The organism is Streptomyces pseudovenezuelae (assembly GCF_029892565.1).
Taxonomy (GTDB): Bacteria; Actinomycetota; Actinomycetes; order Streptomycetales; family Streptomycetaceae; genus Streptomyces; species Streptomyces pseudovenezuelae_A.
On sequence record NZ_JARXVH010000003.1, the window covers coordinates 99,237 to 112,582 of the forward strand.

The following is a 13,346-nucleotide window of genomic DNA, read 5'->3' on the forward strand; positions in this document are numbered from 1 at the left end:
CCCGGACCTCACACGGCGTTTCCTTGGACTCGTCCCCCTCCCCGATGTACGCCGACAAAGAGAAGACCCCTTTATGTCAACCCGAGGTTGACACCCCTCAGCTGTCAACCTAAGGTTGACACATGACGACGAAACCGACCATCACCTCTTCCGTACGTCTCGACGACATCATCGACGCGATCAAGAAGGTGCACGTCGAACCCCTCGACCAGCTCCAGGACGCGGTCATCGCCGCGGACCACCTCGGCGAGGTGGCCGACCACCTGATCGGCCACTTCGTGGACCAGGCCCGGCGTTCGGGCGCGTCCTGGAGCGACATCGGCCGGAGCATGGGGGTCACGCGGCAGGCCGCGCAGAAGCGGTTCGTGCCCAAGGAGTCGACCGACCTCGACCCGAACCAGGGGTTCGGCCGGTACACCCTGCGTGCGCGCAACGTCGTGATGGCCTCGCACAACGCGGCCAAGACCGCGGGCAACTCCGAAGTCCTCCCGGCCCACCTGATCCTCGGCCTCACCGCCGAACCGGACGGCCTGGCGGCCAAGGCGGTCGTGGCCCAGGACGTCACCCTCGAAGCGCTCGGCGAGGCCGCGACCGCGGCGCTGCCGGCGGGCACCGAGGAGGCCCCGGAACTCGTCCCGTACGCCTCCGACGCCAAGAAGGTCCTGGAACTCACCTTCCGCGAGGCCCTCCGGCTCGGCCACAACTACATCGGCACCGAGCACATCCTGCTGGCCCTGCTGGAGTTCGAGCACGGCACGGGCATCCTGGCGGACCTCGGCATCGAGAAGACCCCCGTGGAGGCCGCGCTCAGCAAGGCGCTGGCGGGTTACCTGAAGGCGCCGGGTGGAGTGGGCGACGCGAGCGAGCAGGACTGAAGGGGGCTGAGGGGAGAGTCAGGGGGCTGAGCGGAGGCCGGCCGGTCGGTCGCGAGGGCGTTGTCAGAGGTGCCTGCGACACTCGCAACCATGACCGATCGCTGGGCGCTCGCTCCGGCCGAGGGTGGTGGTGTGGAGGCCGCGCCCCTCGGTCCCGACGGGCTGCTCGCAGGGCCGGCGCGGCGGGCGGCGGAACCCGGCGCGATCGTGCGGGGGCTGCCGGAGGTCACGCGGTGGGTGTGGCGGTCCACGCCGGAGATGTATCCACGGCTGCTCGCCGCCGGCGTACGGGTCGAGCGGTGTTACGACGTCGAGGACGCCGAGACCCTCCTGCTCGGCCACGAGGGGCGGTACGGGGAACCCCGCTCGGCCGCCGCGGCCCTGGCCCGCCTGCGCGGCGGCCCGGTCCCCGCCGACCCACCCCAGCGCTCGGCCGAACCCAACGCCCAGTCCCCTCTCTTCGAGCCGCAGTCCATCCACCTGCCGCTGACCGACCTCGCCGCGGTGTACGCCGAGCAGCAGCGCCGGCACGCCACGACCGCGCACCCGGACCGCATGCGGCTGCTGACGGCGGCCGAGTCGGCGGGGATGCTGGTGGCCGCCGAGATGAACCGCTCGGGGCTGCCGTGGAGCGCCGAGGTGCACCGGCAGATGCTGCACGAACTGCTGGGCGAGCGGTACGTGGGCGGCGGCGAGCCCCGGCGCCTCGCCGAACTCGCGGACGAGGTGTCCGCCGCCTTCGGGCGCCGGGTGCGGCCGGACCTGCCCGCCGACGTCATAAAGGCGTTCGCCCAGGCCGGCGTCAAGGTCAAGTCCACCCGCCGCTGGGAGATCGAGTCCGTCGACCACCCGGCCGTGAAACCGCTGGTCGAGTACAAGAAGCTGTACCGGATCTGGGTCGCCCACGGCTGGTCCTGGCTGCATGACTGGGTGCGCGACGGCCGGTTCCGGCCCGAGTTCCACGCGGGCGGCACGGTCACCGGCCGGTGGGTCACCAACGGCGGGGGCGCATTGCAGATCCCCAAGGTGATCCGGCGCGCGGTGGTCGCCGACCCCGGCTGGCGGCTCGTCGTCGCCGACGCCGACCAGATGGAACCGCGCGTGCTGGCGGCCATCTCGCGCGACCCCGGCCTCATGGAGGTGGCCGGCCGGGAGACCGACCTCTACCAGTCCGTCTCCGACCGCGCCTTCTCCGGCGACCGCGCCCAGGCCAAGCTCGCCGTGCTCGGCGCGGTCTACGGCCAGACCTCCGGCGACGGCCTCAAGAACCTCGCCGCACTCAGACGCCGCTTCCCCAAGGCGGTCGCGTACGTCGACGACGCCGCGCGGGCCGGTGAGGAGGGCCGGCTGGTGCGGACCTGGCTCGGGCGGACCTGTCCACCGGCGGCGGGGGCCGACGAGGACGCGGAGGAGGCGGGCATCCCCGTCGGGGACGACGACTCCGAGGGCCGCCAGTGGACGCCGGGCTACGCCTCCACGGACGCCCGCGCCCGGGGCCGCTTCGCCCGCAACTTCGTCGTCCAGGGCAGCGCCGCCGACTGGGCCCTGCTGCTGCTCGCCGCGCTCCGGCGGACCTGTGCGGAGATGGCCGCCGAGCTGGTCTTCTTCCAGCACGACGAGGTGATCGTGCACTGTCCCGCGGAGGAGGCGGAGACGATCGTGGCGGCGATCCGGGAGGCGTCCGACCTGGCGGGGCGGCTGACGTTCGGGGAGACGCCGGTGCGGTTTCCGTTCACGACGGCGGTGGTGGAGTGCTATGCCGACGCGAAGTGAGTGACGTGATCGGCGTGAGTGACGGGGAACGACGGGGAGCGGGGTACGACGGTCTCGTTCACGGTCCGGTTTCCGGGTCGCGTTCGGGGTCGTATGCGGCGGCGTCCGCGGTCTCGGCGCGCGGGGTGTCGGCCAGTTCGTGGGCGAAGTCGCGGACCAGGTCGTGGGGGGCGTAACAGCCGTATGCCGTCTCCTCCAGGAGGGCCACGTCCACGAGGCGGTCGAGGGCGGCCTCGGCTCGGCGGGCATCGGTGCCGGCCAGGCGGGCGAGGAGAGGGGCACCGTAGGCGGGGAGGTCGAGAGTGCCGATGCCGCGTAGCACGAGGGCCGCGTCCTGGTCGGCCTGGCGGGGCGAGGCGGCGAGTGCGTCGTGGGCTACGGCCAGGGATCGGCGGACGCTCAGGTCGTCGTACTCCAGGTGATTCAACCGGCCTTGCTTGGCGGTCAGTTGGCCGGCCAGGACGTCCGGGGTGAGGGCGCTGCGGGCGGCCAGTCGGGCGGCGACCACGCGCAGGGCGAGCGGGAGCCGGCCGGTGAGTGCGACGAGGGGGTGGGCCGCGTCGAGACCGTCGCGTCCGCTCACCGCGCGCAGCAGTGCGGCGCTCTCCTCGTCCGACAGCGGTGCGAGCGGGAAGCGGTGGGCGCCGTCCAGCGCGGTCAGCGGGGAACGGCTGGTGACGATCACCGCGCAGTCGGCTCCGCCGGGGAGTAATGGCCGTACCTGCGCCGCGTTCGCCGCGTCGTCCAGCACCAGCAGGGTGCGGGTGGGTGCGAGGAGCGAGCGCAGCAACGCGGCTGCCGCGTCCGGGTGTTCGGGGATGCGGCGGGGGTCGGTGCCGAGGTCGTGGAGCAGGGTGGTGAGGGCTTGGGCGGGGGTGAGGGGGGTCATGCCGGGGGTGGCGCCGTGCAGGTTGATGTAGAGCTGGCCGTCGAGGAAACGTTCCTTCAGGGCGTGAGCGAGGTGGAGGGCGAGGGCGCTTTTGCCTATGCCGGCCATGCCGTTGATGACGGTGATGGTGGGGGCAGGGGCAGGGCCGAGGTCGGGGGTGGTGGCCTCTTCAAGGGCGTTGCGCAGGGCGGCGAGGGTGGTTGCTCGGCCGGTGAAGTGGGCCGGGGGTGGGGGCAGTTGGGCAGGTTGGGGGCGGTCTTCGCGCGTAGAGGCAGAGGTGGTGGAGGCGCGGGTGGTCACGAAGGTCGGCGGGGTCGTGGGGGCGGGCGCGGCTCCCGCCGTCCCGGCCGCGACTCCCCGGAGTACCTCCACATGGGCCTCGCGCACCGCCGGGCCCGGTTCGACGCCGAGTTCCTCGATGAGGTGGGTGCGTAGGTCGCGGTGGACGGCCAGGGCCTCGGCCTGGCGGCCGGTGCGGTGGAGGGCGAGCATGAACTGGCGGTGGTACGCCTCCCGTAGCGGATGCTCGGTGGCCAGTGCCGCCAACTCCGGTACGAGGGCGCCGAGTCGGGCGCCGCCGACGGCGAGTTCGGCGTCGTAGCGCCACTCCAGGAGCAGCAGTCGGGCCTCGCGGAGCCGTCGGACGAAGGCGTATCCGCCGGTCTCGGCGGGGAGGCCGCTGAGCGGGGCGCCGCGCCAGAGTGCGAGTGCCGCTGCGGATTCGCGTACCGCCCGTGCCCAGTTGCCGGTGGCGTGCGCGTCACGGGCCGCGGCGAGGTGTTGTTCGAAGACGTGGACGTCCAACTCGCCCTGTTCGACGCGTAGTACGTAGCCGGGCGGGACGGCTCGTAGCCGGTCGGGGTCGTGGAGCAGTCGTCGTAGGCGTGCCACGTGGTTGTGCAGTGAGGCCTGTGCGGAGGGGGGTGGTGCGCCGCCCCACAGGGCGTCCTTGAGGGACTGGGCGGAGACGACTCGGCCGTTCTCGATCAGCAGGGTGGCCAGTAGGGCGCGGATTTTGGGGCTGCCGATGGGCTTGATGGCGGGGGTGTTGAGGTCATCGGCGGCTCGGGGGCCGGGGGCGTCGAGGTCGTCAGCCTGGGGGATGTACAGGATCGGCGTGCCCAGCAGTCCGAAGCGCAGGCCTTGCCGCATCACGCCGTTCACTGCCCTTCCCGTGCTCCAGCACTCCCGCTCTCGTCCTCGTCCTTGGCGGAAATTCGCCTCTGCCTGTCGGTTTCCCTCAAGCGGCGGTGTGGAACGTCCTTGGCCATATGTTAGCGATCTGTTGGCGCGGCCTGATGTGATCACTACATCGGATCTGGCCCGGGGGTGCGCGCGTACGACGCGTTGCTCGGGGGAGTGACGCCGCCGCGGCCGGATCCGGGGACGTGTGAGGGTCCTGGCCGGCAGAGGTGAACGGCTGGGGCCCTCGTCCCTTTCTCCCCCCGCCCCGGGCGACGGGTCTGAGATCAGATGACGGGCTGGTTCAGATGACGGGCGGGCGCCCGAGTCGTGAGAGCTGCCAGACCGTCCGCCAGCGCATCGGCCGGCGTTCGCCCGCCGGCTCCCGTATCCCTTCCATGAAACCGCCGAACCAGGCCCGTAGGCCGGGTCCCGAGCGGGTTCGTACGAGGGTGAGCAGGGTCCATATGCCCAGGTGAACGGGTATGAGGAGCAGGGGCAGCCGGCGGCGGACGAGCCAGACGCGGTTGCGGGCGGTGACGCGGTAGTAGATGGCGTGGCGGGCGGGCGAGGTCTTCGGGTGGCGGAGCAGGAGTTCGGGGGCGTAGCGGATGCGCCAGCCCGCGTCGGCGGCGCGCCAGGCCAGGTCGGTCTCCTCGTGCGCGAAGAAGAACGCGGCGGGCCAGTCGCCGATCTCGTCCAGCATGGCCGTGCGGAGGGCGTGGCCGCCGCCGAGGAAACTGGTGACGTGTCCGCCGCGCATCGGATCGGCGTTGCCGATCCTGGGCACGTGGCGCTGTTGGGTCACGCCGTGTTCGTCGGCGATGCGGAACCCGACGATCCCGAGCCGCGGTTCGGTCTCGAACAGGGCCCGCACCCGTCGCAGTACGTCCACCTCGACGAGCAGGCCGTCGTCGTCCAGCTCGACGACGTAGTCGATGTCATCGAATTCGCGTAGCTTGCGGAGCGCGATGTTGCGTCCGCCGGGGCAGCCGAGGTTCTCGTCCAGTTCGAGTTGGGTTACTTCGCCGGGGAGCGCCAGGCGGGCGGCGTAGTCGGGGAGCGGGCAGCCGTTGCCCACGATCACGATCCGCGCGGGGGCGAGGTCCTGCTTGGCGACCGACTCCAGCAGTGCGTCGACCTCGGTGGGGCGGTTGCCCATGGTCACCACGGCGACGGCGATCCTCGACGACGACTCCGGGCCAGCCAGGTCATCCATGCCCTCACCCCATCCCGACCGGCAGCATGACGCGCGATGCTAGCCGTTCACGGTAAGGACTTCCTAAGCACCCCGGTGATTTCCTTCAGTACCCCGGATTTCGCTCGGTACCCCGACGGTTCGTGCCGGTGCCCCGGGGACTCGTGTTGGTGCCGCGACGGTTCGCCGTGGTGTCCCGCCGATTCGCCGTGGCGGCTCCACGGTTTTCCTTGCGCCGTACGAACTTCAGCCCCGACCAGTCCTCCCCCAGCGCGGCGACCTTCACGTCGACGATGCCCAGCGGGAGGAAGAGGTCCCGCAGGTCGTTCTCGGCGATGTCACTGACGTGACCTGCGGCTTTGCGGGGCCAGGCGATCCAGAGCATGGCGCTGTCGGTGAGTTCGGCGACGAGGGTTGTCGCTTCGGCGGTGAGGGTGGCGTGGGTGCGGTAGAAGGCGAGGGTGATGTCGGGGGCGGAGGCCGGGGCGGCTGGGGTGAGGTCTACGTCGTCGGGGAGACCGGGGATGTCGAAGGAGTCCGGGGCGTGCAGCAGCCGTACCCGGTGGCCGGGCTTGACGCCGATCTTCTTGGCCAGCGGGGTGCCGGAGTAGCCGCTGTTCGTCGCACTGTCACTGTGTTCGGCCATGTCCCGGTTCCTCTGGCGTCTCAGGTGTCGCAGGCTTCTCGATCGATAGGTTCCGGCTCGGGCGAGGCGGCGAATCGGTGAATCGGTTGAACACCATCCAAGCCTGCCGGGTGATTCGGCGTGGACGGAATCGCCCAGGAGGGATGTCCGCCTACGTCGAAGCCCTCATCCAGCGCCAGTTGGAGCGGGACCGGCTGCGTGAACTCATCGAGGACGCGGAGACCCAACACGGCCCGGTCGACCAGGCCGCGGTCGAGGCCAAGCGGGCGCGGCTCCGGGGTGACGCGGCCGGCTCGGTGGATGCCGCGTGAGTGGCACGCTCGTCCTGGACTGCGAGGGGCTGTCCAAGCTCGTACGACGCGTACCTGAACTCACCGAATGGCTGGCCGCGGCCGAAGCCGAGGACATCCGCGTCGTCACCAGCTCCGTCACCCTCGTCGAAGCCCGCGACCCCAGGACCGACCAAGCGCGCTTCGACTACGCCGTCTCCCGCGTGAACATCGTCCCGCCCACCGAGGCCATCGCCCGCCACGCCGGCGAACTCCCCGCCGCAGCGGGACTGCACGGCCACAAGTACGCCTTGGACGCCATCGTCGCCGCCACGGCCCTGGCTTCACCGGCCCCTGCGACTGTCCTTACGTCGGACCCTGAAGAACTTCTGGTCCTGTGTGGCGCCGGCATTCGCGTGATCAAGGTCTGAGTCTCTGGCGCGGTGGACGTCCCTTGGTCAGCCGACTCGTTTGGTCAGCCCACTCGTTTGGTGATCACCGGGCAGTGAGCCAGGGAGGGCGCGTTGTTCATGAGGGAGCAGCGGCAGGGTCTCGTCGCCCGCGCCCGCGCCTCCTCGTCGGGCGCCAACTTCAGGTCGTAGACACGGTGTTCGGCCTGACGCAGCTCGTTCTGTTCGCGTACGCCAACAGGCTCAGCAAGGCCCCCACGATCATGAGTACCGAGGCTGCCGAATCTAGAAGCGGGTCCCGTTCACCGCTCCTCGGCCACTCCACCGGCGCCCACATCACCCAGGTCCATACCGTCGGTCCCGTCGGACCCATCAGACCTCACCCCGGCCACCGCATCCGGGCGTCATGGACAAGTTCCGCCAGCCGCCCCGCAGTTCGTCCCCCGGCGGAAAGGACCAGCACCCGTAACACCGTGGCGCTGCGTGGCCGCCAGATCTCTCCGACGTCCAGCCACCCCCAGGAACGGAGCGCGGCGAGAGCGGCACGATCGGCGTGATCCACCAGGATGACACCGAGGGATGCCTGATGGTCCGTCAGCAACCGTGCCTGTAGCCGGGCGACGATCTCGTGATCCCGCGGATGCGAGCGGACCAGGATGTCGGTGATCGCGAAGACGCTGCCGAACTCGGCGAGTTGCTCGATGCTGCTCGGCAGCGTTCCGTCGCATCCGGGCCACCAGGCACCGCCGCTGCGGAGCGGGAATCCGAAGGCGCATCCCACCAGGCCGTCCGTCTCCGCGATCACCATGGCGAAACCCGGCCGGCGGATGTCGGAGGCCAGCCGGTTCAGGAAGCGCCGGCGGCTGGGATGCGGGTATGCCTCACGGAACGACGCCTCCTGGGGTGACGTCTCGTGGAGCGGCGTCTCACGCGAGTCCATGTACAGATCCGCCAGTTCCCCTGCCAGATCCAGCGCCAGCCAACGGTTCGCCCGACGCAACCGCGCCGCGAGCAGGGTGGACGACCCTCCGCCATGGAGTTGCGCGCCCACCCTTCGATTGCCCGGGAGCAGGTGGGGCTCAGCCGCTGGCATGCGACGCGTCGGAGTCGGTGTCCGTCCGCGCCGGCCAGTTGTCCCGCCGTTCCTGAGCCACCGCGGCACGGCCGCCGGACCGCGGCCGGGCAGGCATGGTCACCTCGGGGACATCGGAGGGTTCCTGACGTTCGGGAAGCGCCGACCGCGCACCATTCCGCCGTACGACCCGCTCCTCGGACTCGTCCCCCGTGTCCCTCGTCTGATGCTCGAAGAAGCGCAGCAGCTCCACCGGGAACGGCATGACCAGCGTGCTGTTCTTCTCCGCGGAGACGTCCACCACGGTCTGCAGCAGGCGCAGTTGGAGCGCGCCAGGGGTGTCGGCCATGGTCGCCGCCGCGTCACTCAACCGCTGGGACGCCTGGAACTCGCCGTCGGCGGCGATGACCCGGGCCCGGCGTTCCCGTTCGGCCTCGGCCTGCTTGGACATGGAGCGCATCATCGACTCCGGAAGGGCGATGTCCTTGATCTCGACCCGCTCGATGCGCAGTCCCCAGGGTTCCTCGGTGGGGGCGTCCATCACCTTCTTGAGCTCCGCGTTGATGTGGTCGCGGTCGGAGAGCAGCGTGTCCAGGTCCGCCCTGCCGATCACCGCACGCAGCGAGGTCTGGGCGATCTGGGAGACGGCGCCGGGGTAGTTGCGGACGTTCACCAGGGCCTTGACCGGGTCGATCACCCGGAAGTAGACGACCGCGTCGACGGTGAGCGTCACGTTGTCGGCGGTGATGGACCCCTGCGGCGGGATGCCGAGCACCTCCGTCTGCACGGACACCTTCTGCATCCGGTCCCCGATCGGCCGGATCACGCGCAGGCCGGGCCCGCGGATGTCCGGCAGCAACCGCCCGAAGCGGAACACCACACCCTTCTCGTACTGCTGGACATTGCGCACGCTCATGGCGAGCAGAATCACCCCGGCCACCGCGCACACCGCCAGCACAGTGATCAGAACACCCATGGTTCTCACATTCCTTACGTCGATGGCGCCACTGGCACAGCCGGCATAGGCTGGCATCGACCGGGGTCCCGGGCCGCTGTGGAAGCTCTGTCCGCTACGGAGGCTCTGCCTGCTACGTGCGCGAAATACTCTCGGTAACTTGAGCCTACTCCTCGGCCCGAGACGGCGAGGAGATGACAGATCCGGCGGTCCCTCCCCGGGACGCGGTCCGTGCGAGCTCTCCGACCATCTGACCGCCTCCTCCACCGACCGCCTTGCGGCCGCGGTCGCGGAGAAGGGCCCCCCGAGCCTTCGGCCGCCCTCCGACAGGACTCCGCTACGGCTGCATCGGACCGCTCACCGCCGTGACGGACCACGGCCGGTGTAGAGGAGCACCGACAGGCTGACGACGATCACGACAATGACTACGACGGTGAACATGGCTGCTGCCTTCTCTGACGCTCGGTTCGTGCGTCGATCTGCTTCATGGACGTCAATTCCTGTCGGTTCACCGGGTGATGAGCGGAACCTCGACGGAGGCCTCGGCCGGCTCGGCCGACAGCGACGACGTAGAGGGCAATGGCGGTGGCGACGGCAGGACGCGGTCCTCCCACCACGACAGGGCCATCACCGTGGCGAGCAGGACGAAGGGGGTGGAGGCCGGGACGATCAGGGCGTACATGCGTACCGCCTGCGATGGATGCGTGCGACGCCGCGGGCCGCAGATCGGGCCGGCCCGCTTGAGGCGCATCGACGCTTCGCCGGACCGGGTGGCGACGGCGAGTGCGGGAGCGGCCCGTTGGTCGCGAGGCAGGTACCGGCACCGATGCGCGAGGTGCGCCCCCGAAGGTGCGCGAGAAGTGATCGACGCTGCCGGGGGCTCGGGCCGTGTACCCCGAACGCTAACCTCCGCCGCACTGCCTGAACAGACGGCAAGTGGCCATCCGGCCGGCCGACGAGACCGTTGCATGCGGCGCTACCAGCGCTCTCCGGGCAGAGCTACGCTGTTCGAACAGGCCCCGGCCCCCGGCAGTGTCGCTTCGTGCCGCTCCGAGGAGGCCCGCCGTGTCCGTCGTACTTCTCATGAGTCTCGTACGTCCGCTGCGCCCCCTGCGTCCCGCCGCGAGGTGCGCGTCATGCGGCACGTGACCAACGCCCCCGAAGCGCGGCCTCTGTTGACGGCTGCGGCGTCGGCGGTCGATCCCGCCCTCCTCGCCGAGGTCGTCGAACTCCGCGCCAGGAACGAGGAGTTGGAGCGGGCGATGGCGACCCGGCCGGCGATCGACCAGGCGCGAGGCATGGTGATGGCACTGGCGCCGTGTTCCAGTGAGCGGGCCTGGGACGTGCTGGTGGACGTCTCGCAGCACTGCAACCTCAAGCTCCGGGACGTCGCCGCGGCCCTGGTCGCCACGACGACCGACGAGACGCTCCCGGAGCCGATACGCCAGGAACTGCGCCGGGCGCTGCGGCGCCTGCACGCGGCGGAGCGAGGATGACGGCGACGGGGAGCCGGGGACTGACGGCGGGTCCGCCCGGCGGACGGCACCGGGTGCTGTGGGTTCAACCCCCCGGTGCCTTCGTCCAGGACGGCCGTCGGACGCCCTTGCCGGGTAGCCCACCTCATGGGACCTAAACCCCGAGGCGCCCGAGGCTGAGGCTATTCGGGCCGTTGGGTCCGGGCATTGTGCGCGAGGCCGTCCGGATGCTCCGCCGTGCGCTCGCCGAGCGGAAGGACCATGACACGTACGGTCGTCGCGTCGGGCCCGCGCTGGATCCGCCCCACTTCCCGCCAGCCCCAGCCCTGGAAGACGGCGCCGATCGCGCGGTCGGAGCGATCCACCAGGGTGACGCCGAGCGAGGCCTGGTGGTCGCCGAGAAGATGCTCCTGCATCCGGCGGGCGAGCCCTTCGGCGTGCCGGTGCGGATGGACGAGGGTTTCCAGGATCGCGAACACATGCCCGGACGCGGTCAGTTGCTCCAGGTTCTGCGGCAACGGTCCGTCGAACCCCTCCCACCAGGAGCCGTCACGCGGTACCGGGAACCCGAAGACACAGCCGGTCAGGGACCGCGCCTCGGCGACCAGCATGTCGAATCCCGGCAGTTGGACGGCGTCCGCCAGCCGGACCAGGAACTCCTGCCGGTCGTTGAACTCCTCGCCGGACTCGGTGTCGGAGGACTCCACGTACAGGTCCGCCAGGTCCTCCCGCAGACCCTCGGCCTGCCAGCGGTTCAGCCGGCGCAGCCGCACCGTGTCCAGAGGGGAGGTGTCCGGGGCCGAGGTTTCCGGGGCGGAGGTCCACGGGGTGGGAGTTTCCAGGGCGGCCGGCTCCGGGCGTTCGGAATCGTACGGTTGCTGCGGGGTGCGCATGAGGCGCCTCGGTTCAGGAGACCGGCAGATGTGCGGGACTGCCATCGTGGCCGATGAGAGGGCGATGAGCGGGCGGCGCCTGGGTCCGGGACGTCTGCTTCGCAGCATAGCCCGCGGATCGGCGCCGCGGCGGGGACCGTCGGGGGACGTGGAGGCCGCTGAGACCGCTGGGACGCAGGTCGCCGAATGGGGCGGACGGCCGCCGGAACCGTCCAGGGACGGCGGCGGTCGGACGGCGTAAATCCCGTTTGAACGGGGGCGGTTCGGGAAATCGAGCGGTGTGCTTCGACCCGGAGGCACCCCCGTGCGAGCAGCCGCCGCTGCTCCCCTGCGTGTCGCGGTCCGCCCGCTCCCACGGTGAGGGACGCCACCGATCGGGGAGACACGTGCCCAAGCCGGCCGCACGCACGCAGAGCTCACGCAGCGCACCCCCCAACGCCTACGACGACGCGCCGGACACCGACGCGACGTTCCGCCGTATCGCCGCCCTGCCGGACGGCCCGGAGCGGTCCACGCTGCGCCAGGAGGTGGTGTGCGCCTGGATGCCGATGGCCGCACGGCTCGCCCGGCGCTTCCGGCATCGCGGGGAGACCTTCGAGGACCTCAAGCAGGTCGCCCAACTGGGCCTGGTCAAGGCGGTGTTGCGCTTCGATCCCGCGCTCGGCACCCCCTTCCCGAGCTTCGCCATCCCGACGATCCTCGGCGAGGTGAAGCGGCACTTCCGCGACGACCTCTGGGTCGTGCACGTGCCCCGGCGCGTACAGGAACTGCGCGGCCGGGTCCGCTCCGCCGGCCACGAGCTGAGCTCCTCGGCGGGCGGCCGCACACCCTCCGCCGCCGAGATCGCCGCGCACACCGGACTGACCGAGGCCGAAGTACGGCTGGGCCAGGGGGCGTTGGAGAGCTTCATCGCCCAGTCCCTGGACGCCCTGCCCGGGAGCTCCGAGGACAGTCACCCGTTGGCCGACACCCTCGGCGCGCTGGAGCCCGGCTTCGACCGGGTCGTCGACCGCGAGTCGTTACGCCCCCTGCTGCGGGCGCTGCCCGAGTGCGAACGCCAGATCCTGTACATGCGGTTCTTCGGCGAGATGACGCAGGCCCGCATCGGACTGCAGCTCGGCATCTCCCAGATGCACGTCTCCCGCCTGATCACCCGCACCTGCGCCCGCCTCCACGCCCAGGTGACGGCCGACGCCCCCGACCGAAGAAGGGCCTCGTGACCCCCGTACCGCGTCGACACGGGACGAGTGCGGCTACGTCAGGCCCTGTTCCGCTTCTCCTGTATCTGCTCTACGCTCTTCACAGGGAAGACGGGATCGTGACCGTGTCGGGGACCACTCCGACCACGTCAGAGACCACCCTGTCTCCCCTTCCAGGCTCCCAGCCCCCGAGTCGGATTCGAGGCCGGCCGGAGCCGCATCGCCGGAGTGCGCGGCTCCAGCCTTCGTTCTCCCGGCAGTTACCGATCGGGGCATTCCCACCGGCCCCGCCGCCGCGGAGGACAACGCGCGAGGAAACGGTAGAGGGGGGCCTCACATCCTCGCGGCCACGGCCGCCGCCGCCCAGCGGCGGCGGTCGTCCGGATCCCACGGGCGCCACGGCGACTTTCGCGTGTGCGCTCCCGTAGTAGCGTCGACACAGGGTAGAGACGTAGAGACGCAGGCATACGGGGACCGGAAGTGGCGTCGGCGGAAGGCGGGCGGGCCGGT

General features: G+C 70.9%; 12 protein-coding genes and 1 pseudogene. 6 read left to right on the top strand and 7 right to left on the bottom strand.

The genetic code is table 11. The features are described from left to right. Positions 1 to 122 precede the first annotated feature (122 nt). Both M2283_RS09400 and M2283_RS09405 read left to right on the top strand, forming a co-directional pair. Positions 123 to 875 (top strand): Clp protease N-terminal domain-containing protein, encoded by a 753-nt coding sequence (locus M2283_RS09400; RefSeq protein ID WP_280875670.1) that lies wholly within the window; start codon positions 123 to 125, stop codon positions 873 to 875. Between the two features lie 90 nt (positions 876 to 965). Continuing rightward, positions 966 to 2,648, top strand: a complete 1,683-nt coding sequence (locus M2283_RS09405; protein ID WP_280875671.1) for a bifunctional 3'-5' exonuclease/DNA polymerase — start codon at positions 966 to 968, stop codon at positions 2,646 to 2,648. Positions 2,649 to 2,748: 100 nt separating this feature from the next. On the opposite strand, the pseudogene M2283_RS09410 reads toward M2283_RS09405, so the two are convergent. The 3 genes and pseudogenes from M2283_RS09410 to M2283_RS09420 all read right to left on the bottom strand — a co-directional run. Then, positions 2,749 to 4,689: pseudogene (locus M2283_RS09410) on the bottom strand (BTAD domain-containing putative transcriptional regulator); the annotation flags it as partial. Positions 4,690 to 5,023: 334 nt separating this feature from the next. Next, entirely contained in the window at positions 5,024 to 5,938 is a 915-nt protein-coding gene (locus M2283_RS09415) for a glycosyltransferase family 2 protein (protein ID WP_280875672.1), read from the bottom strand. 85 nt (positions 5,939 to 6,023) lie between these two features. Continuing rightward, a complete protein-coding gene (locus M2283_RS09420) occupies positions 6,024 to 6,563 on the bottom strand; it encodes a DUF3052 domain-containing protein (protein ID WP_280875673.1) in 540 nt (179 codons plus the stop codon). A gap of 143 nt (positions 6,564 to 6,706) precedes the next feature. Here M2283_RS09420 and M2283_RS09425 point away from each other — a divergent pair, with 143 nt between their 5' ends. Beyond that, positions 6,707 to 6,874 (top strand): hypothetical protein, encoded by a 168-nt coding sequence (locus M2283_RS09425; protein ID WP_280875674.1) that lies wholly within the window; start codon positions 6,707 to 6,709, stop codon positions 6,872 to 6,874. Beyond that, complete coding sequence (locus tag M2283_RS09430; protein ID WP_280875675.1) at positions 6,871 to 7,263, top strand: type II toxin-antitoxin system VapC family toxin; 393 nt, start codon at positions 6,871 to 6,873, stop codon at positions 7,261 to 7,263. Before M2283_RS09425 ends, M2283_RS09430 begins: the two co-directional genes overlap by 4 nt. Before the next feature lie 358 nt (positions 7,264 to 7,621). Here M2283_RS09430 and M2283_RS09435 read toward each other — a convergent pair whose 3' ends face one another. The 3 genes from M2283_RS09435 to M2283_RS09445 form a co-directional block, all read right to left on the bottom strand. Then, entirely contained in the window at positions 7,622 to 8,293 is a 672-nt protein-coding gene (locus M2283_RS09435) for a hypothetical protein (protein WP_280875676.1), read from the bottom strand. A 28-nt stretch (positions 8,294 to 8,321) separates the two neighbouring features. After that, entirely contained in the window at positions 8,322 to 9,290 is a 969-nt protein-coding gene (locus M2283_RS09440) for an SPFH domain-containing protein (RefSeq protein ID WP_280875677.1), read from the bottom strand. 487 nt (positions 9,291 to 9,777) lie between these two features. Further along, entirely contained in the window at positions 9,778 to 9,951 is a 174-nt protein-coding gene (locus M2283_RS09445) for a hypothetical protein (RefSeq protein ID WP_280875678.1), read from the bottom strand. A 454-nt stretch (positions 9,952 to 10,405) separates the two neighbouring features. Here M2283_RS09445 and M2283_RS09450 point away from each other — a divergent pair, with 454 nt between their 5' ends. Then, on the top strand, positions 10,406 to 10,765 hold the full coding sequence (locus tag M2283_RS09450; protein WP_280875679.1) for an ANTAR domain-containing protein: 360 nt from the start codon (positions 10,406 to 10,408) through the stop codon (positions 10,763 to 10,765). A 161-nt stretch (positions 10,766 to 10,926) separates the two neighbouring features. On the opposite strand, the gene M2283_RS09455 is transcribed toward M2283_RS09450, so the two are convergent. Then, a complete protein-coding gene (locus M2283_RS09455) occupies positions 10,927 to 11,637 on the bottom strand; it encodes a hypothetical protein (RefSeq protein ID WP_280875680.1) in 711 nt (236 codons plus the stop codon). A gap of 386 nt (positions 11,638 to 12,023) precedes the next feature. Between M2283_RS09455 and M2283_RS09460 the strand changes: the two genes are divergently transcribed. Continuing rightward, positions 12,024 to 12,857, top strand: a complete 834-nt coding sequence (locus M2283_RS09460; RefSeq protein WP_280875681.1) for a SigB/SigF/SigG family RNA polymerase sigma factor — start codon at positions 12,024 to 12,026, stop codon at positions 12,855 to 12,857. Positions 12,858 to 13,346: the final 489 nt, after the last annotated feature.

Coding starts and splice junctions, on each gene's coding strand:
- M2283_RS09400 (WP_280875670.1), top strand. CDS start 123: ATGACGACGAAACCGACCATCACCTCTTCCGTACGTCTCGACGACATC.
- M2283_RS09405 (WP_280875671.1), top strand. CDS start 966: ATGACCGATCGCTGGGCGCTCGCTCCGGCCGAGGGTGGTGGTGTGGAG.
- M2283_RS09415 (WP_280875672.1), bottom strand. CDS start 5,938: ATGGATGACCTGGCTGGCCCGGAGTCGTCGTCGAGGATCGCCGTCGCC.
- M2283_RS09420 (WP_280875673.1), bottom strand. CDS start 6,563: ATGGCCGAACACAGTGACAGTGCGACGAACAGCGGCTACTCCGGCACC.
- M2283_RS09425 (WP_280875674.1), top strand. CDS start 6,707: ATGTCCGCCTACGTCGAAGCCCTCATCCAGCGCCAGTTGGAGCGGGAC.
- M2283_RS09440 (WP_280875677.1), bottom strand. CDS start 9,290: ATGGGTGTTCTGATCACTGTGCTGGCGGTGTGCGCGGTGGCCGGGGTG.
- M2283_RS09445 (WP_280875678.1), bottom strand. CDS start 9,951: ATGTACGCCCTGATCGTCCCGGCCTCCACCCCCTTCGTCCTGCTCGCC.
- M2283_RS09450 (WP_280875679.1), top strand. CDS start 10,406: ATGCGGCACGTGACCAACGCCCCCGAAGCGCGGCCTCTGTTGACGGCT.
- M2283_RS09455 (WP_280875680.1), bottom strand. CDS start 11,637: ATGCGCACCCCGCAGCAACCGTACGATTCCGAACGCCCGGAGCCGGCC.